Genomic DNA, 19,182 nt, shown 5'->3' with positions numbered 1-19,182 from the left:
TGTTGTAGAAGTCCTCCGCCCCCTAAGGGGGGGGGGGGGGGGGCGGGGGTCCTGCACCCGGCCCGCCCCCGGCCGTTCACCGGACGGGCCGAACCGGCCCGTCGGTCACTGCTCCTGCCAGTGCTACTGCTGCTCCTGCTCCTGCTCCTGCTGCGCCGCCACCAGTTCCCGGCAGCGCTTCACGTCCTGCGCCATCTGCTCCAACAGCCCGTCCAGGGAGTCGAACTTGGCCTGGCCGCGCACGAAGGCCAGGAAGTCGACGGCGACGTGCAGTCCGTAGAGGTCGAGGCCGACGCGGTCGATGGCGTACGCCTCCACCGTGCGTTCGGTGCCGTCGAACTGCGGGTTGGTGCCGACGGAGATCGCGGCGGGCATCGCCTCGCCGTCCACGTGCAGCCAGCCCGCGTAGACGCCGTCCGCCGGGATCGCCGTGTGGGGCAGGGTCTCGACGTTGGCGGTCGGGAAGCCGAGCTCGCGCCCACGCTGGGCCCCGCGCACCACGACGCCCTCCACGCGGTGCGGACGACCGAGGATCTCCGCCGCGCCCGCGAGGTCGCCCTCGGCCACCAGACGCCGGGTCAGCGTCGAGGAGAACGGTTCGCCGCCGCCGGCCTCGCCGCGCACGTAGAGGTCGACGACCTCCACCTCGAAGTCGTACACCTTGCCCTGCTCGGTGAGGAACTCGACGTTGCCCGCCGCCTTGTGGCCGAAACGGAAGTTCGGTCCCTCGACGACCGCCTTGGCGTGCAGCCGGTCGACCAGGACCTTCACCACGAACTCGGCAGGCGACAGCTTCGAGAACTCGGTGGTGAACGGCAGGATGAGGACCGCGTCGACACCGAGGTCCGCCATCAGTTCCGCGCGGCGGTGGTGCGGGGCGAGCAGGGGCGGATGGCTGCCGGGACGGACGACCTCGCTGGGGTGCGGGTCGAAGGTGACGACGACGGCCGGAACGCCCAGCTCGCGGGCCCGGTCCACGGCATGCCGGATGATCAGCTGGTGTCCCCGGTGGACACCGTCGTAGGAGCCGATGGTGACGACGCTGCGTCCCCAGTCCTCGGGGATGTCTGCCAAGCCACGCCAGCGCTGCACTGTGACCGCTCCTCGAACCCTTGTCCGTGTCTGCTCTTGCCTCTTACGCAGGTCTAAGGGTGCCATGCCGGGTGCTTCCGGCCCGCATCGGCATGGAGGCTGTGACCCGGCCCACGTGAGACGGCCCACATGAGACGGCCCACATGAGACGGCTCGCCGTGGCCTGCCCGCGCGCGCCACGGCGTCACACCGTCACACGCGGCCCCGCCCCCGCCGTCTCACTCCCTGCCCCGCTCGCCGTCTCGCTCCCCGCCCCCGCCGCCGCGTCCGCCCCCGCCCCGGCCCCGGTCCCGGTCCCGGCCGCTGCCAGGTTCTCCACCGTGCGGCGGGCGCTCGGGCCGACCACGGCGGCCCACTCCCCCGGCCGCTCCGTGATCCACTCCACCACCCGCGCGGCGAAGCCCGGCACGTGGCGGCCCAGGTCGACCAGACCGCGGTCGAAGCAGGTCGCGCCTTCCGGGGTGCGGACGAGGAGGCTGCCGGTGAGGTGGACGAGGGCGCGCAGGTCGTCGCCGTCCCGGCCGGCGGCCGCGTACAGGACGGCGGCCAGGACGGCGGGGGCCTCTTCGCGGACGAGGAGGTGTTCCAGGAGCTCGTCCCGCAGGGGGCGGGAGCCGGGCGCGCCGGGGGTGGCCAGCACCCCGGCCAGCGCAGCCCGGACCGGCTCCGGGCTCCCGTCGGCCAGCAGGCCGGTGATCAAGGGGAGAAGCACCGGACGAGCGTCGGGGCCGTGATCGAGACGGCGGTCGACGTACGCGGCCACGTGCCCCGCGTACTCCGGCCGGCGCTCGGCGGTCTCCTGCACCAGGGCGGCGATCCGGCGGGCCGCAGCGGGTGGGGCGGCGACCTCGGCGAGCGTCCGCAGGATCCTGCCCGCGTCCGCGCGTTCGGCGCCGAGCAGACGCGCCCGGAACACGTCGAGCACCGGCCCGGGGTCGGTGGACAGGGCGGGCAGCAGCGCACTCGGCGGGAGATGCGGGTCGTCGCCCGCCGCGAACCGCTCCAGGGCCCGCGGCAGGTAGCCGCGCCGGGTCTCGGGGTCGCGGACGAGAAGGGCGAGCGCGCCGCCGTGCAGGCGGCCGTCGCCGGGACGGGCGAGCAGGGCGAGGGCGGCGTGACGCAGCAGGCGGCGGTCCGCCTCGGCGCCGGCGTGCGGCGCGGCGCTCAGGGCGTGGGCGGCCGCCGCGGCCCGCCGGGCCGGACGCCCGTCGCGCGCCCAGCGGTCGACGGCCCGGCACAGCGCCGACGGCTCCTCCTCGGCCAGCACGGCGAGCAGTTCGGCGGCGCGACGGTGGGCGCAGTCGACGAGCACGTCGGTGAGATCGTCGAGGGCGCCTCGCCGATGGGTGTGCAACAGGGCCTGCGCGGCCGTCGCCACCGTGGCGTGCGGGGTCGCGGGCAGCGGCCGCTCGTCGTCGAACCAGTGGGTGAGGTGCGGCTGCACGGCGGCCGGATCGGCGGCGAGGAGACCGGCCACGACGTCCAGGTAGCGGGGCGCGTCCGCGTCGTGGGGGGCGCCGTCGGCGAGGACGAGACGGCGCAGGAGGTCGAGGCGGGCGTCGCAGGGCAGGGCCAGGGCCGTCCAGAATCCGGGGCCGAAGTCGGCGAGGGGCGCGCCGGTCTCCGCGGCGCCGGCGGCGATGCGGTCCGCCAGCAGGCGCAGGACGCCCGTGTACGGCGTCGCGTCCGGTACGCGCAGCAGGGTCCGGGCGAGCAGCCGGGCGGCCCACCAGGAGCCGGGGTCGGCCTCCAGGGAGTGGATCAGCTCACGCAGCCGGGCGGCGAGCCGGTGCGGGCCCTGGTGCCGGCCCAGGTGCAGCATGGCCTCGACCACGGGGCCGATGCGGTGATGCGGCACGGGCAGTGGGCGGTCGTCGCCGGGCACTTCGGGACGGTGGACCAGGGCGCGCAGGGCCTCGTCCAGGTCGAGGTGGAGGCCCTGGAGCCAGTCGGCGAGTTCCTCGTGGGCGAAGCGGTAGCCGCTGCCCGCGGGCACGAGAAGGCCCTCGGTGAGGACGGCGGACGCCCATCCGCTGTCGGCGCCGAGCCGGGAGGGCGCCGCCGCCCAGGGGAACACCGCTTCGAACGATGCCCGGTCCAGCTGGCCCTGCCCCGGTCCCAGACTGCGGCGGGCGGCCTCGTGGACCTGTCCTGCGACCTTCGCCGCGAGGCGGCGCACGCTTGCGCCCCGCAGGCCGTTCTCGACGGCGATGCGGACGGCGATGCGCAGGCACATCAGGTCGAGATGGGCGGCGAAGACGTCGTCCCGGTCGACGGGTGTCCGCTCGTCAGGTGTCCGGTCGACGAGGGACCGGTCGGCCGGGGACCGGTCGGAGGGGCCGGGCAGGGCGGCCCGGACCTCGGAGAGGAGGCGGAGGGTGAGGGGGTGACGGTCGTCGGGGGCGGCGAGCGCGGTGTCGGGGACGGCGTAGCGGGCGCGTGCCTCGCGCGCCTCGTCGGGGGTGAGGTCGCCGAGGAGGACGCACGGCGGGAGCGGGCCCGACGCCGTCGCGGTTCCGTACAGGGTCTCCGGCGGGAAGTGCGCGCCCGCCCGCTCCCAGTACTCCGCCCGGCACGCGATCACCAGTCGGGCGCCCGTCTCCCGCAGCCAGGCGGCGGTGCCCTCGCTCCAGTCGGCGAGCCGGTGGGCGAGGACCGGGGGCATCTCCTCAGGGCCGTCGAGGAGCAGCAGCAGGGGGCGTCCCGCGGCCGCGGCGAGACGGGCCAGCCGCTCGGGGGTGACGCCGCCCGGACCGGCGGCGGCCGCAGCGGCTCCGCCCGAAGCGCCGGACGCGCCCGCCGGGCCCGGCACGGCCTCCGTGCCCGGGGCTCCTGCCGCCCCCGTGCCCCGCGAGGCCCCCACCCCCGGTGAGGTCCGCGGCGTGTGCGAGGAGCCGGTGAAGGCCGTGCCCGGCGTGCTCCGCCCCGCGGCCACGATGCGTGCCGCCCTGGCCAGGGTGCGGCGTACCGCGTCGGCGAGCGAGTCGTCGTCCGCCCGCAGGTCGGCGCCGCGCAGCCACAGGGTGGGGGCCTGTTCGGCCGCCCGGTGGCGGCGGGCGGCGAACGCCGCGAGTTCCGTCGTACGGCCGCTGCCCGGTGCGCCGACGAGGCCGAGGACGGCCGCCGGGCCCCCTGCGAAGGCGGCGAACTCCCTTGCGGGGTGGGCCCGTTCGACCGGGGCGGTCGCGGCGGGACGGGAACCGTCGGCGGCGCCGAAGCCGCCGGACAGCGCGCCGGGCGGGCCGTCCGAGGCGACGGAGGTGGCCGTCAGTTCCAGGACGCCCGCCAGATTGAGGTCCGCGCCGTAGGCGGGCACGGTCACCGCGTTGCGGGCGAGCAGCTCGGCCAGGGGCCCGGCGGCCTGGGCCGGCGCGGCCCGCACTCCGTCCGCCCCGGACGGGGAACCGGCGCCCGCGGCCCCGGGCGCCGGCGCATGGCCCGCCCCGCCGCCCGCTGCCCCGTCCCCACCGGGGTACGCGTACCCGGACCCGAACCCGATTCCGTACCCGTGCCGGGTCTCGCGCGACGACACGGCCGCCCCGGCGGTCGCCGTCCCACCGCCCGCCGCGCCGCGTTCGCCGTCCCGGCCCGCGCTTTCCGCCGGAGCGTCACCGGGCGGCGACGGTGGTGAGGGGCGGGAGGGCCGCAGGGCGACGGCGAAGCCCGTGTCGCGGGGGCCCGAGCGCAGTGCCGTGCCGAGGACGGCGACGACCGCACCGGTGGCGGCGTCGAGGACCGGCCCTCCGGCCGCGCCGCCGCCCAGCCGCAGCGCGTCCCGGCCCGCGGTGCCGATCGCCAGCTCGAGGGCCCCGTCGACCAGGTGGAAACGGTCCGTGGCCGTGTACGTCACGCACGCCTCGGCCAGCACCCGCGCCTCGCGCCAGCAGCCGGCGGCCAGCCGGACGTACCGGCCGGGCTCGACGCCCTGCCGTACGGTCACCGGCAGCGGGTCCGCGCCGAGGCCTTCGGTGCGGACGAGCGCCAGGCCGAGCTCGGGCAGCGCGGTGACGGCGTCGGCGCTCACCAGGCAGCTGCGGTCGCCCGCGGCGTGCACGACGAGCCGGGAGAGGCCGTCGACCGTCTCGTGGCTGGTGAGGACCGTGCCGTGGTGGTCGGCGACGAAGCCGGCGCCGCGCGGCCGGCCGGCCAGGTCGCGGATGCGGACCAGCGAGGCTTCGGCGCCGAAGGGAGCGCCGGGATCATCGTCGCGAGTGCCGGGAGGATCCGTCCGGTCGTCCCGTGACGTGCCCCGCAAGGAGTCGTGCCGCGGTGTCCGCGGGCCCCCTCCCGCCATCGCCGTACCTCCCACCGCGCCCGCGTGCCCTCCGGTCGACGGTAGGCGCGAATGATCAGTGGAACGGGTCGCGGGACGAAAGCGCCCCCCTGCACTCCCTCGGTTCACTCCGAGCGCCTGCCCGGACGGGTGAATGAACACCCGCCGCCGGACACAGCCTAGGAGTGGGGGAACCGAGGGGGGACCGTGGAGCGGCGGGGCAGCACCCCGTGCTCGCCGCTCCACGGGCAGTCCGTAGGGGAGAAGGCTCAGCCGAGCACGGCGAGGCTCTTGGCCTTGCCCTTCTGCTCCTCCACCAGGGCCAGGAAGCGGCCCTCGGGATCGAACACGCCGACCGCGCCCGCGCCCGCGTACTCGTCGGGCATCTCCAGGCGCACGCCGTTCAGGAGCAGCCGGGCGCGTCGCGCGTCCACGTTCCAGCGGGGGAACGCGGCGGCGGCCGCGTCGCCGATCGGCAGCACGCTCAGCTCCTGCTGCAGCTGGTCGAGCGTCTTCGCCGAGTCCAGCTTGTACGGGCCGACGCGGGTGCGGCGCAGGGCGGTGAGATGGCCGCCGACGCCGAGGCCGGCTCCCAGGTCGCGGGCGAGGGCCCGGATGTAGGTGCCGGAGGAGCAGACGACGGACACCACCAGGTCCGTCACCGGGGTGCCGTCCTCGGCGACGGCGTCACGGACGTCGTAGACGGAGAAGGCGGAGACGGTGACCGGGCGGGCCGGGATCTCGAAGTCCTCGCCGTCCCGGGCGCGCTTGTAGGAGCGCACGCCGTCGATCTTGATGGCGCTGACCTTGGACGGCACCTGCATGATGTCGCCGCTCAGCTTGGCGATGCCCGCGTCGATCGCGTCCCGGGTGACCTTCGAGGCGTCCGTGGACCCCGTGATCTCGCCCTCGGCGTCGTCCGTCAGGGTCGTCTGGCCGAGCCGGATCGTGCCCAGGTACTCCTTCTCGGTCAGCGCCAGGTGCCCGAGGAGCTTCGTCGCCTTCTCGACGCCGAGGACGAGGACGCCCGTCGCCATCGGGTCGAGCGTGCCGGCGTGCCCGACACGGCGGGTCCGGGCGATCCCCCGCATCTTGGCCACGACGTCGTGCGAGGTGAAGCCCGGCGGCTTGTCGACGATGACAAGTCCGTCGGGCGTGTTCTGCTTGCCGTTCATCAGGCGGAGTCGTCCGTCTCGTCCTCGTCGCCGGGCTTGCGGTACGGGTCGGCCTCGCCCGCGTACCCGGCGCCCGCGGACACCTCGCGGACCTTCTCGTCGGCGGCGCGCGCCCTGTCGAGGAGGTCGTCGATGGTGCGGGCGTTGTCCGGCAGGGCGTCGGCGACGAAGGCGAGCGTCGGCGTGAACTTCACGCCGGCCGCACGGCCCACCTCGGAGCGCAGGACGCCCTTGGCGCTCTCCAGGCCCGCGGCGGCGGCCGCCCGCTCCTCGTCGTCGCCGTACACGGTGTAGAAGACGGTCGCTTCCCTGAGGTCGCCGGTCACCCGGGTGTCCGTGATGGTGACGTGGGAACCGAGCCGCGGGTCCTTGATCCCGCGCTGCAGCTTCTGGGCCACCACCTCTCGGATGAGGTCCGCCAGCCTCTTGGCGCGCGCGTTGTCGGCCACTGGTCCGTCTCCCGTTCTTTCCTTGTTGCGTTCTTCACGTGGTCGGTCGTGTCAGTCGTCTTCGCCGTGGAAACGGCGTCTGACCGACAGCAGCTCCACTTCGGGGCGGGCGGCCACCAGCCGTTCGCACCGGTCCAGGACGTCGGTCAGGTGCTCCGCGTCACCGGAGACCACGGCGAGGCCGATGGAGGCCCTGCGGTGGAGGTTCTGATTGTCCACCTCGGCCGCGCTCACCGCGTACTTGCGCTGGAGCTCGGCGACGATCGGACGGATGACGGAGCGCTTCTCCTTCAGCGAATGCACGTCGCCGAGGAGGAGGTCGAAGGACAGTGTCCCCACGTACATGTATAGCCGGTTAACCCGCCGGTACGGGATCGACGGCCCTGCCGCCAGGGGGCAGGGACATCATGAACGGTACAACGTTCCGGTCGGCGGCTCGACGGGGTTTTCCCGGCCGGGCCGGCCCCGTCCGGCCTGGCGGACGAGGCCCGCCCGTTCGGGGCCGAAGCCGGGTCCGGAGGGGTGAGCCCCCAGACGAAGCGCCGGCCGACGGGAACGTCTCCCGTCGGCCGGCGGCATCCATCGACTTACGCGCGGGGCTTCTCCCGCATCTCGTACGTCGCGATGACGTCGTCGATCTTGATGTCGTTGAAGTTTCCGAGGTTGATACCGCCCTCGTAGCCTTCGCGGATCTCGGTGACGTCGTCCTTGAAGCGGCGCAGACCCTCGATGTTGAGGTTCTCCGCGATGACCTTGCCGTCGCGGATGAGGCGCGCCTTGGTGTTGCGCTTGACCTCGCCCGAGCGGACCAGGACACCGGCGATGTTGCCCAGCTTGGACGACTTGAAGATCTCGCGGATCTCCGCCGTGCCGAGCTCGACCTCCTCGTACTCCGGCTTCAGCATGCCCTTCAGGGCCGCCTCGATCTCCTCGATCGCCTGGTAGATGACCGAGTAGTACCGGACGTCGACGCCTTCGCGCTCGGCCATCTGCGCCGCGCGGCCCGCCGCGCGGACGTTGAAGCCGATGACGATGGCGTCCGAGCCCATGGCCAGGTCGATGTCCGACTCCGTGACCGCACCGACGCCGCGGTGCAGGACGCGGATGTCGACCTCTTCGCCGACGTCCAGCTGGAGCAGCGAGGACTCGAGGGCCTCCACCGAACCGGAAGCGTCACCCTTGATGATCAGGTTCAGCTGCTGGACCTCGCCGGCCTTCAGGGCGGCGTCCAGGTTCTCCAGGGAGAACCTGCGCGTGCGCTTGGCGAAGGCGGCGTTCCGCTCGCGGGCGGCACGCTTCTCGGCGATCTGGCGGGCGGTGCGGTCCTCGTCGACGACGAGGAAGTTGTCGCCCGCACCCGGGACGTTGGTCAGGCCCAGGACCTGGACCGGCGTCGACGGGCCGGCCTCGGCGACGTTGTTGCCGTTGTCGTCGAGCATGGCGCGCACCCGGCCGTAGGCGTCGCCCACAACCATCGTGTCGCCGACCCGCAGGGTGCCTCGCTGCACGAGGACCGTCGCCACGGCGCCGCGGCCGCGGTCGAGACGGGACTCGATCGAGATGCCCTGCGCGTCCTGGCTGGGGTTGGCCCGCAGGTCGAGCGAGGCGTCGGCCGTGAGGATCACGGCCTCGAGCAGCGAGTCGATGTGCAGACCCTGCTTGGCGGAGATGTCGACGAACATCGTGTCGCCGCCGTACTCCTCGGCCACCAGACCGAACTCGGTGAGCTGACCGCGCACCTTGGTCGGGTCGGCGCCCTCGACGTCGATCTTGTTGACCGCGACGACGATCGGGACCTCGGCCGCCTTGGCGTGGTTGAGCGCCTCGACCGTCTGCGGCATGACGCCGTCGTTGGCCGCGACGACCAGGATCGCGATGTCCGTCGACCGGGCACCACGGGCACGCATGGCGGTGAACGCCTCGTGACCCGGGGTGTCGATGAAGGTGATCGCGCGGTCCTCTTCGTTGACCTGGGTCGAGACCTGGTAGGCACCGATGTGCTGGGTGATGCCGCCGGCCTCGCCCGCGATGACGTTCGTCTTGCGGATGGCGTCGAGCAGTCGGGTCTTTCCGTGGTCGACGTGACCCATGACGGTGACGACCGGCGGGCGGACCACCAGGTCCTCCTCGTCGCCCTCGTCCTCGCCGAACTCGATGTCGAAGGACTCGAGCAGCTCGCGGTCCTCCTCCTCGGGGCTGACGATCTGGATCGTGTAGTTCATCTCGCCGGCGAGGACCTCGAGGGTCGCGTCGGAGACGGACTGCGTGGCCGTGACCATCTCGCCGAGGTTCATCATCACCGCGACGAGCGACGCCGGGTTGGCGTTGATCTTCTCGGCGAAGTCGGTGAGGGACGCACCGCGCGACAGGCGAATGGTCTCGCCGTTGCCGCGAGGCAGCATCACGCCGCCGACCGACGGGGCCTGCATGGCCTCGTACTCCTGGCGCCTCTGCCTCTTCGACTTGCGACCGCGGCGCGCGGGACCGCCGGGACGACCGAAGGCGCCCTGCGTGCCACCACGGCCACCGGGACCGCCGGGACGTCCGCCGAAGCCGGGACGACCGCCGCCGAAGCCGCCGCCGCCACCGGGACCGCCGCCGCCGGGACGACCGGCGAAACCGCCGCCGCCCGGACGGGCGCCGCCGCCGGGACCGGCCGGACGACCCGCGAAGCCGCCGCCACCGGGACGACCGCCGCCGCCGGGACGACCCGCACCGCCGCCGCCCGGACCGCGGCCGCCGGGGCCGCCGCCGGGACGCGGGCCGGCAGCGGGACGCTGCGGCATCATGCCGGGGTTGGGACGGGGACCGCCGCCGGGACGCGGACCGCCGGGACCCGCACCCTGCGGGCGAGGCATGCCGCCCGGGCTCGGACGGGCGCCGCCCGGGGACTGCGGACGAGGACCGCCGCCCTGGCCGCCGGGGGCCTGGGGACGGGGACCGGCGCCGGGAGCACCCGGGCCGCCGGGACGCGGGGCGCCCTGCGGACGGGGCGCCTGCGGACGCGCCATGCCGGCGTTGCCGCCGGACGTGAAGGGGTTGTTGCCCGGACGCGGACCGGCCGGACGGGCGCCGCCCGGACGGGGCGCGCCACCGGGACGCGGACCCTGCGCGGCGGCCGGACGCTGACCGCGGTCGCCGCGGTCCTGGCCCTGACCGGCGCCGGGGCGGCCGGCGGGACGGGGCGCGCCGGGGCGCGGCGCCTGCGAGGCCGGACGCGGGGCGGACTGTGCCGGACCCGCGGGCTGGGCCGGTGCGGCCGGGGCCGACGGCGGAGCGGTGAACTCCGGAGCGGCGGGGGCCGGACGCGGGGCGGGCCGGGGGCCCGGACGCGGGCCGGGGGTCGTCGGCGCGGGGGCCGACGGGGCCGACGAGGCGGCAGGGGCGGCGGGAGCCGCGGGCTGCTGCGCCGTCGGAGGCTTGGGGGCGGCCGGCCGCGGAGCAGCCGGGCCCGGACGGGCCGCCTGCGCCGGAGAGGGCGCACCGGGCCTGGGGGCAGCCTTGCGCGGGGCGGGCTTGGCGGACTTGCCGCCGCCGCCCTGGAAGGCGTCTGTCAACTTGCGGACAACGGGCGCCTCGATCGTCGAGGACGCCGAACGGACGAATTCACCGAGTTCTTGGAGCTTGGCCATGACGACCTTGCTCTCCACCCCGAACTCCTTGGCGAGTTCGTATACCCGGACCTTAGCCACTTCGCTCCTTTTAGGTCCGGGTGTGTCCGGACCGTCGCTACTTCATGGGCGTACTCATCGCGTGCTCATCGAGTGCTCATCGCAATCTCGACCTACTTCCAACTCGCGGGGTACCAGAGCCGCACGGAGGTTCCGTGCGACGCCTTCTTACGGTGTTGCCTGCTCGGCAACGGTCGTCTGCTCGACGTACTGGCGCAACACCTTTGTGTCGAGCGCTCCCGGGGCTCGCAACGCCCTCGTGAACGCCCGCCGGCGTACCGCCTGATCGAGACAGAACAGGGCGGGATGCAGATACGCACCCCGGCCGGGCAGCGTACCGCGTGGATCAGGGACGCACGCGTCCTTGATCGCCACGATGCGCAGCAGCTCCGTCTTGGCCGCTCGCTCCCGGCACCCCACACAGGTGCGTTCAGGGCATGCTCCGGCGTGCGTCCGGCCAGACACAGCTAAGTCTACCTCCCCGTGCCGACCTCACCCCTTCGGGGCGTGAGTCGAACACTTGCCGCACAGAACTCTGACGTGATCTCAGCCCACTCAGGCCGAGATCTATTCCTCCGTCTGTTCGGTGTCCGGACGGATGTCGATCCGCCAGCCGGTCAGACGGGCGGCCAGACGGGCGTTCTGCCCTTCCTTGCCGATCGCCAGGGACAGCTGGTAGTCCGGCACGGTGACGCGCGCGGAGCGGGCTCCGAGGTCCACGACCTCCACCTTGGAGACGCGGGCCGGGGACAGGGCGTTCGCCACCATCTCGGCCGGGTCGTCCGACCAGTCCACGATGTCGATCTTCTCGCCGTTGAGCTCGCCCATCACGTTGCGCACCCGGCCGCCCATGGGGCCGATGCAGGCGCCCTTGGCGTTCAGGCCCGAACGGGTGGACCTGACGGCGATCTTCGTGCGGTGACCGGCCTCGCGGGCGATGGCGGCGATCTCCACGGACCCGTCGGCGATCTCCGGGACCTCCAGCGCGAAGAGCTTCTTCACCAGGTTGGGGTGCGTCCGGGAGAGGGTGACGGACGGGCCGCGCACGCCCTTCGCCACCCGGACGACGTACGACCGCAGCCGCAGGCCGTGCGGGTAGGTCTCGCCGGGCACCTGCTCCTGCACCGGCAGGATGGCCTCCAGCTTGCCGATGTCCACGAGCACGTTCTTCGGGTCGCGGCCCTGCTGGACCACGCCGGTGACGATGTCGCCCTCGCGGCCGGCGTACTCGCCGAGCGTCGCGTCGTCCTCGGCGTCGCGCAGGCGCTGCAGGATGACCTGCTTGGCCGTGGTGGCGGCGATACGGCCGAAGTCGGACGGGGTGTCGTCGAACGTACGGGGCTCCTGCCCCTCCTCGAGGTCCTCGGGGTCCTCCTTCGCCCACACGGTCACGTGCCCCGATTGCCGGTCGAGCTCCACGCGCGCGTGACGGCGGCTTCCCTCGGTGCGGTGGTAGGCGATGAGGAGGGCCGACTCGATCGCCTCGACCAGCAGGTCGAAGGAGATCTCCTTCTCCCGCACCAAGCCCCGCAGGGCGCTCATGTCGATGTCCACGGCTACGCCTCCTCTTCCTTCTCGTTGCTGTCGCTCTGGCCGGCCGGGTCGTCCTTGCGGTTGAACTCGACCTGTACGCGTGCCTTGCCGACGTCGCCGAAGGCGAGTCGGCGGGCGGTGGCCTTGCGGCCCTTCACGCCGGGCACCTCGACGTCGAGCCCTTCGTCGTCGACCCGCAGGATCCGGGCGACCAGCTCGCCGCCCTCGGCGAGCTGGAAACGGACCAGCCGGCCGGCGGCGCGCATGTAGTGCCGGTGCTCGGTGAGGGTGCGCTCCGCGCCCGGGGTCCCGACCTCGAGGGTGTACTCGCCCTCGCCCATCGCGTCCGTCTCGTCGAGCTTCGCCGAGAGCGCGCGGCTCACATCGGCGATCCGGTCCAGGTCCGCTCCGGTGTCGGAGTCGACGACGACGCTCAGCACTCTTCTGCGGCCTACCGAATCCACGGTGATCTCTTCGAGATCCAGACCCTGGGAGGCGACGAGCGGTTCCAGGAGCTCTCGCAGCCTCTCGCTCTGGGTGGTGCTCATCCGGGTGACTCCTCGGCCGCGTGTGCTGTTGTGGGTGGGGGCTCGTGTCTGATCAAAGGGTATCCGGTCGCAGGGAGTGTTGCCGTCCACCTGTGCACGGAGGGTGGCGGGGCCCCGCGCGCGGTGCCGCTGAGTGGTGCGCGGCGGGCGCGCGGGTACGGTGATCACGGGTTCGCCGCCCGCCAGGACAGGTCCCGGTGCCGTCCTGGTTTCCGTACGAGTTCGCCGAGGACGTCTGCCGTGCCGCTCCCCCACCCCTCGCGCACCCCCTCGGGGCCGCGAAGAAGAACCCTGCTCGCCTCGGCCGCCGGGGCCGCTCTGCTGGCGGGCTGCTCCGCCGGGCCCGGGGAGACCGCGAAGAGCGCGAGCAGCGCCCCGTCGGTCGCCGAGCGGGCACGCGCGCGTGCGGCCCGGGAGAGCAGCGGTCTGCTCGCACGGTACGACGCCGCGCTCGCCGTCCATCCGGCGCTGGCGGCACGGCTGGCTCCGCTGCGGGCGGAGGTCGTCCGGCATGTGGCGGCGTTCGGGGGCGTCGGCACGGCGTCCCCCTCCCCCACGGCCACCGCCACCGCCACCGCCACCGCCGGTGGTACCGGTACCGGTACCGGCAATCCTTCGGCCTCGGCCGCCGCGACCGCCCCGGCGGGCGTCTCGGTCCCGCCGTCGGTGACCCCGCCGGCGGCCGCCCCGCCTTCCGCCGCCGCGCCGGCGACCGAGCGGGACGCCCTCGTGGGGCTCGCGGCCGCCGAGCGGACGCTCGCCGACAGCAGGGCCGCGCAGCTGCTGGAGGTTCCGGGCGAGCTGGCCCGGCTGCTCGCCTCGGTGGCGGCGGCCGGCGCGGTGCACGCCTATCTGCTGACGGAGGGGACGCGATGAGCGGGGAGACCGGCGCGGAGCTGACGGCGCTGCAGGCGGTGCTGGCCGCCGAGCACGCCGCGGTGTACGGGTACGGGGTGGTCGGCGGCCGCGTCGGCGAGGACCGGAGCTCCGAGGCGCGGGCGGCCTACGACGCGCACCGGGCGCGGCGGGACGCGCTGGCCCGGGACGTGCGCGGCCTGGGCGCGGAGCCGGTCGCCGCGAGCGCCGGGTACGCGTTGCCGTTCCCGGTGGCGGACTCCGCGACGGCGGTCCGGCTCGCCGCCGACCTGGAGGACCGTGTGGCCGGGGTGTACTCCGACCTGGTGCGGGCAGCCTCCGGCGCACGGCGGCGGGACGCCGCGGCCGCGCTGCGCGAGGCGGCGGTCCGCGCGGCGCGCTGGCGGGGCGGGAGCGTAGCCTTCCCTGGGCTCGCCGAGCGGGGCGGCACGGATTCGGCCACGGGCTCGGCGTCCGCGGCGGCTCCGGACGCGGCGGCGGGGGTGCCCGCGCGCTAGGCGGGAGGCGGACGACGGCCCGGGCGGCGACGGGTTCGGCGATTCGACGGCAGCGGCTGCGGCTGCGGGGACAGCGGCTGCGGGGACGCCCACTGCTTGACCGGGAGACGGAAGGGAACGACTCGCGCATGGCTTTCGAACCGCCGCAGCGTCTGGTCCGGGCACTCGGTGAGACGGCACCGGACGGTGACGGCTGGCTGGAGACGCTGCCGGAGGCGGCCCGGCAGGCCGTCGCGCTGCGCGGGTTGACCGTGGACCGGGTGCAGGCGCCGGGCGGCCGGACCAGCCTCGTCGTGCTCGTGCGGCGGGCGGACGGGTCGCCTGCCGTGCTGAAGCTGGCTCCGCCCCGGTTCCGGCCGGAGGCCGAGCGGGCCGCGCTGACGCACTGGGAAGGCCTGGGCGCCGTCCAGCTGCTGGACGGGCCGACGACGCCCGGCGCGCTGCTTCTCGAGCGGCTGCACCCCGATGTGTCCGTGCGGTCCCTGCCGGAGGCGAAGGCGCTGCTGGAGGCGGCCGGGACGCTGCGGCGGCTGTGGGTGCAGCCCCCGGCCGGCCATCCCTTCGAGAGCGTCGCCGAACGCACCGGGCGGCAGGCGGTGGCCATGCGGGCGAGCGCCTCGGCGCAACCCGACGTGGCCGCCCTGGTCGACGCGGCGCTCGCCGCGCGCGAGGGGCTGCTGGCCGCGCCGCCGGAGCACCTGCTGCTGCACGGCACGTTCCGGCAGAGCAAGGTGCTGGCGGGTGAGCGGATGCCGTGGCTCGCGGTGGGGCCCGACCCGGTGGCCGGTGAGCGCGCGTTCGATCTCGCCCGGCTGGTGCGGGACCGGGTGGAGGATCTGATCGCCTCGCCGTCCGGCGCGACGACGACCCGCCGACGGGTGAAGCGGCTCGCGGAGTCACTGGAACTGGACCAGGAGCGGGTGCGGGGCTGGACCCTGTTCCGGGCGGTGGAGTCGGGCGTGCGCGCGCTGCGGGTGGGGCGCCTCAAGGACGCGGAACTGCTGCTGGAGTTCGCCGGCTGGCTCTAGGCGTGCCTCGAGAGGGATCGCCGGGGGCGACGCCCGGTGCAGTGGTCCGTGCCGCTGACGGCCCGGCCGCCGCCGCGAAGGTGACGGTGTCCGTCGCGCCCGGGCGGACCACCGCCGGCCCCCGTCCATGTCCCTGACCGTCAGGGCCGCTCCGGCCGTTCCCCTCCGTGGTGACGTGCTGTCACGCCCACGGTCGGGGAACGGCCTGCGGGAATCCCGTCTCACCTCACGCGGACCCCTGATCGGTTCAGGTCACGCGGTGAGGCGGGCGATCGCCTCGTCCACCGTGAGCTCCTCGCGCTCGCCGGTCCTGCGGTCCTTCAGCTCCAGGACGCCCTCGGCGGAGCGGCGGCCCGCCACCAGGATCTGCGGCACGCCCATCAGCTCGGAGTCGGTGAACTTCACGCCCGGGGAGACGCCGGCCCGGTCGTCGACGAGGACGCGCAGACCGGCCTCGCGCAGCTTCTCCGACACCTCGAGCGCCAGCTCGGTCTGCAGGGCCTTGCCCGCGGCGACGACGTGCACGTCGGCCGGGGCGACCTCGGCGGGCCAGCACAGTCCCTTGTCGTCGGCGGTCTGCTCGGCGAGGGCGGCGACCGCGCGGGACACGCCGATGCCGTACGAGCCCATGGTCACCCGGACCGGCTTGCCGTTCTGCCCGAGGACGTCGAGCTTGAGGGCGTCGGCGTACTTGCGGCCCAGCTGGAAGATGTGGCCGATCTCGATGGCACGGTCCAGGTGGAGGCCGGTGCCGCACTTGGGGCAGGGGTCGCCCTCCTGGACGACGACGACGTCGACGTACTCGCCGACCTCGAAGTCGCGGCCCGCGACGACGTTCTTCGCGTGCGTGTGCTCCTTGTTGGCGCCGGTGATCCAGGAGGTGCCGGGGGCCACCCGCGGGTCGGCGATGTACGTGACCTTCTCGCCCAGGCCCTGGGGACCGACGTACCCGCGGACCAGGTCGGGGCGGCCCACGAAGTCCTCGGCGGTGACGAGTTCGACGGCGGCCGGGGCGAAGTGCGCCTCGACCTTGCCGAGGTCGACCTCGCGGTCGCCGGGCACGCCGACGGCGACGATCTCGCCGTCCACCTTCACCAGAAGGTTCTTCAGGGTCGCGGAGGCCGGCACGCCGAGGTGGGCGGCGAGGGTCTCGATGGTGGGGGTGTCCGGGGTGGGGATCTCCTCGAGCGCGGGCACGCCGTCGGCGTCCACCGTCTTCAGCTCGTAGGCGATCGCCTCGGTGTTGGCCGCGAAGTCGCAGTTCGGACAGTCGGCGAAGGTGTCCTCGCCGGCACCGGCCGGGGCCAGGAACTCCTCCGACTTCGAGCCGCCCATGGCGCCCGCGGTGGCGGCGCAGATGCGGTAGTCGAGGCCGAGACGCTCGAACACCTTCTGATAGGCCTGGCGGTGCAGGGCGTAGGACCGGGCCAGGCCCTCGTCCTCGGTGTCGAAGGAGTACGAGTCCTTCATGAGGAACTCACGGCCGCGCAGGATGCCGGCGCGGGGGCGGGCCTCGTCGCGGAACTTCGTCTGGATCTGGTAGAGGATGACCGGCAGGTCCTTGTAGGAGGACGCCTGGTCCTTCACGATCAGCGTGAAGATCTCCTCGTGGGTCGGGCCGAGGAGGTAGTCGCCGCCCTTGCGGTCCTGAAGACGGAACAGCTCGGGACCGTACTCGTCCCAGCGGCCGGTCGCCTCGTAGGGCTCGCGGGGCAGCAGCGCGGGAAGGCTCACCTCCTGGGCGCCGATGGCGTCCATCTCCTCGCGGACGATGCGCTCCACGTTCGCGAGGACCTTCTTGCCGAGCGGCAGCCAGGACCAGATGCCGGCGGCGGTGCGGCGGACGTAGCCCGCCCGGACGAGGAGCTTGTGGCTGAGGACTTCGGCGTCCGCCGGGTCGTCGCGCAGCGTCTTCGCCATCAACTGGGACATGCGCTGGACCGGTGCGTTGGCCATGGTTCTCGTACTCCTGCCGATGGGGGTCCGCCGTCCCCGGGCGAGACCGGGGGCGGGGGAAGGTGGTGGCTAGGAGGTTAGCCGGGAGCGCGGGGTGGCCGGAAATCCGTTTCAGCGGCGCAGGAGGGGCAGCGGGGCGCCCATCACCACGTACGGGCGGGGGGCGCTCGGGAACAGGACGCGGCGGGCCAGGTCTTGGTACCCGAGGGAGCGGTAGAGGGCGCGGGCCGGGCTCTCCGTGTCGATCGCGGAGAGGATCGAGCGGGGCTCGGTCGCGGTGTCGGTGATCGTGGTGATCAGGGCCCGGCCAACACCTCGGTTCTGGTGGGCGGGGTGGACGTGGAGCTCCGTGATCACGAAGGAGTCGTCCAGCCAGTACTCGTTGTCCTGGGCCCGCAGGTAGGGCTGGACGACGGTGGACCACCAGTGGGTGCGGTCGTTCGGCATGCCGTAGACGAACCCGGTCAGGCGGCCCTCGGGGGTCGTCGCGCCGAAGGCCCGTGCGCCCGGGCTCGTCATGTGGCGCAGGACGATCTGCCGTCTGACGGCCACTTCGTCCGGACCCAACCCGAAGGCGACGGCCTGGACGGCCAGGGCCTCGTCCACGTGGGCGGAAAGGTCCAGGGGGCCGATGGCGAGGTCCATGGCGGGGAGCCTACAGGGGCGTCAGAAGAGCACGCTCGTGAAGGCTCCGACCTCCTGGAAGCCCACCCTCTTGTAGGTGCGCCGCGCCGCCGTGTTGAAGTCGTTGACATAGAGGCTCGCCACCGGTGCGACGTCCGCCAGGGCGTAGCGCAGGATCGCGGCCATGCCGGGGGCGGCCAGTCCGCGGCCGCGGTACTCGGGGGCCACCCACACGCCCTGGATCTGGCAGGCCTGGGAGGTCGCCGCGCCGATCTCGGCCTTGAAGACGACGTTGCCCCGGTCGTCGAGCCGGGCGAACGAGCGGCCGGCGCCGACGAGTTCGGCGACCCGGGCCTGGTAGAGCAGACCGCCGTCGCCGGCCATCGGCGAGATGCCGACCTCCTCGGTGAACATCGCCACACACGCCGGGATGATCGTGTCCATCTCGTCCTTGCGGACGCGGCGGACGTGGGGGTCCGGGGCGACGTCGGCGGGCATGCGGTCGGTGACCATGAGGGGCTGGCGGGCGCGGACCTCGCGGGCCGGGCCCCAGTGGGGTTCGAGGAGGCGCCACAGGCCGGTAGTCGACTCGGTGGGGCCGACGATCGAGGAGCAGCGTCGGCCCGCCCGCCGGGCGCGCTCGGCGAAGGCGCGCACGGCGCGGGGGGTGGCGCAGATCGGGACGAGGTTGGCGCCCGCGTAGCACAGGGACGTGAGCATGCCGTCCTCGTACCAGCCCCACATCTCGCCGCCGAGCCGCCACGGGTCGAGGCCCGCGATCTGAACGCGGGACGTCACGAAGGCGTTGGCGACCGGCTCGCGGTCGAGGACGGCGAGCGCGGCGTCCAGGTCGCTCGGTTCGAGGACCCGGGAGGTCGTCTGGGTCAACACGCGCGGGGGCCTCACACTCGGGTCTGGCTGGTCCCCGCACTGTACCTGCGGAAGCTTTGCCGTGCCGCCCTGCGTTCAGCGGGCGTTCGTCCGCCGTGACCGCGGGCTTGTCGTGCCGTCCCCCGGGGGCTGCGCCCCCGGACCCCCGATCGGCCCTGGACGGGCCTCGTCCTCAAACGCCGGACGGGCTGAAAATACCGGCCGACGCCATCCCGGACGGAACCGGACGGGCCGCGAACACCCGCCCACGCCCCCGGAACCGGACGAGCCGGACGGGCTGAGAATGCCGGTCGGCGTCATCCCGGACGGAACCGGACGAGCCGGACGGGCTGAAATACCGGCCGACGCCATCCCGGACGGAACCGGACGGGCCGCGAACACCTGCCGGCGCTGCTCCGGGACAACTCCGGGAGTGGACGTCGGTGTCAGCCTGCTACCGACACCGACGGTTCGCCGGAGGCGATGCCCGCGGCTTCCATCTGCTCGGCCAGCTTCATGGCCTCCTCGATGAGGGTCTCGACGATCTTCGACTCCGGGACGGTCTTGATGACCTCGCCCTTCACGAAGAT

General features: G+C 74.1%; 15 protein-coding genes and 1 pseudogene. 3 read left to right on the top strand and 13 right to left on the bottom strand.

Annotated elements, in window-relative coordinates; genetic code table 11:
• Window positions 1-123: 123 nt before the first annotated feature.
• From ACH4ZA_RS39365 to rimP, 9 genes are all read right to left on the bottom strand, one after another.
• Complete coding sequence (locus tag ACH4ZA_RS39365) at window positions 124-1,092, bottom strand: bifunctional riboflavin kinase/FAD synthetase (protein ID WP_319282590.1); 969 nt, start codon at window positions 1,090-1,092, stop codon at window positions 124-126.
• A gap of 184 nt (window positions 1,093-1,276) precedes the next feature.
• On the bottom strand, window positions 1,277-5,386 hold the full coding sequence (locus ACH4ZA_RS39360) for a serine protease (RefSeq protein WP_398433819.1): 4,110 nt from the start codon (window positions 5,384-5,386) through the stop codon (window positions 1,277-1,279).
• A 248-nt stretch (window positions 5,387-5,634) separates the two neighbouring features.
• The gene (truB, locus tag ACH4ZA_RS39355) at window positions 5,635-6,540 is read right to left on the bottom strand and encodes a tRNA pseudouridine(55) synthase TruB (protein WP_319282457.1); all 906 of its coding nucleotides are present in this window, start codon (window positions 6,538-6,540) and stop codon (window positions 5,635-5,637) included.
• Complete coding sequence (gene rbfA / locus ACH4ZA_RS39350) at window positions 6,540-6,989, bottom strand: 30S ribosome-binding factor RbfA (RefSeq protein WP_306949014.1); 450 nt, start codon at window positions 6,987-6,989, stop codon at window positions 6,540-6,542. The genes truB and rbfA overlap by 1 nt, the downstream gene beginning before the upstream one ends.
• 51 nt (window positions 6,990-7,040) lie before the next feature.
• Window positions 7,041-7,334, bottom strand: coding sequence for a DUF503 domain-containing protein (locus ACH4ZA_RS39345; protein WP_319282459.1), 294 nt, complete (start codon window positions 7,332-7,334; stop codon window positions 7,041-7,043).
• 242 nt (window positions 7,335-7,576) lie between these two features.
• Entirely contained in the window at window positions 7,577-10,681 is a 3,105-nt protein-coding gene (gene infB, locus ACH4ZA_RS39340) for a translation initiation factor IF-2 (protein WP_398433818.1), read from the bottom strand.
• A 147-nt stretch (window positions 10,682-10,828) separates the two neighbouring features.
• Window positions 10,829-11,125, bottom strand: coding sequence for a YlxR family protein (locus ACH4ZA_RS39335; RefSeq protein ID WP_319282627.1), 297 nt, complete (start codon window positions 11,123-11,125; stop codon window positions 10,829-10,831).
• A 102-nt stretch (window positions 11,126-11,227) separates the two neighbouring features.
• A complete protein-coding gene (gene nusA, locus ACH4ZA_RS39330) occupies window positions 11,228-12,214 on the bottom strand; it encodes a transcription termination factor NusA (RefSeq protein ID WP_107441648.1) in 987 nt (328 codons plus the stop codon).
• Between the two features lie 2 nt (window positions 12,215-12,216).
• Window positions 12,217-12,741: a ribosome maturation factor RimP gene (gene rimP, locus ACH4ZA_RS39325; RefSeq protein WP_398433817.1), complete on the bottom strand. Its 525-nt coding sequence runs from the start codon at window positions 12,739-12,741 to the stop codon at window positions 12,217-12,219.
• Window positions 12,742-12,981: 240 nt separating this feature from the next.
• Between rimP and ACH4ZA_RS39320 the strand changes: the two genes are divergently transcribed.
• The 3 genes from ACH4ZA_RS39320 to ACH4ZA_RS39310 all read left to right on the top strand — a co-directional run bounded on the left by ACH4ZA_RS39320 (window position 12,982) and on the right by ACH4ZA_RS39310 (window position 15,142).
• Window positions 12,982-13,617, top strand: a complete 636-nt coding sequence (locus tag ACH4ZA_RS39320) for a hypothetical protein (protein WP_398433816.1) — start codon at window positions 12,982-12,984, stop codon at window positions 13,615-13,617.
• Window positions 13,614-14,114 (top strand): DUF4439 domain-containing protein, encoded by a 501-nt coding sequence (locus ACH4ZA_RS39315; protein ID WP_398433815.1) that lies wholly within the window; start codon window positions 13,614-13,616, stop codon window positions 14,112-14,114. Before ACH4ZA_RS39320 ends, ACH4ZA_RS39315 begins: the two co-directional genes overlap by 4 nt.
• A 128-nt stretch (window positions 14,115-14,242) precedes the next feature.
• Complete coding sequence (locus tag ACH4ZA_RS39310; protein ID WP_319282481.1) at window positions 14,243-15,142, top strand: aminoglycoside phosphotransferase family protein; 900 nt, start codon at window positions 14,243-14,245, stop codon at window positions 15,140-15,142.
• Window positions 15,143-15,394: 252 nt separating this feature from the next.
• Here ACH4ZA_RS39310 and ACH4ZA_RS39305 read toward each other — a convergent pair whose 3' ends face one another.
• The 4 genes and pseudogenes from ACH4ZA_RS39305 to ACH4ZA_RS39290 all read right to left on the bottom strand — a co-directional run.
• Window positions 15,395-17,098, bottom strand: coding sequence for a proline--tRNA ligase (locus tag ACH4ZA_RS39305; protein WP_319282484.1), 1,704 nt, complete (start codon window positions 17,096-17,098; stop codon window positions 15,395-15,397).
• Between the two features lie 111 nt (window positions 17,099-17,209).
• On the bottom strand, window positions 17,210-17,743 hold the full coding sequence (locus tag ACH4ZA_RS39300) for a GNAT family N-acetyltransferase (RefSeq protein WP_398433814.1): 534 nt from the start codon (window positions 17,741-17,743) through the stop codon (window positions 17,210-17,212).
• 21 nt (window positions 17,744-17,764) lie between these two features.
• Window positions 17,765-18,613, bottom strand: a complete 849-nt coding sequence (locus ACH4ZA_RS39295; RefSeq protein ID WP_319282488.1) for a GNAT family N-acetyltransferase — start codon at window positions 18,611-18,613, stop codon at window positions 17,765-17,767.
• A gap of 425 nt (window positions 18,614-19,038) precedes the next feature.
• Window positions 19,039-19,182, bottom strand: a pseudogene (locus tag ACH4ZA_RS39290) (4-hydroxy-3-methylbut-2-en-1-yl diphosphate synthase); the annotation flags it as partial.

The organism is Streptomyces sp. NPDC020597, from assembly GCF_044335095.1.
GTDB lineage: Bacteria > Actinomycetota > Actinomycetes > Streptomycetales > Streptomycetaceae > Streptomyces.
This window is presented reverse-complemented; position numbering and strand designations above follow the sequence as displayed.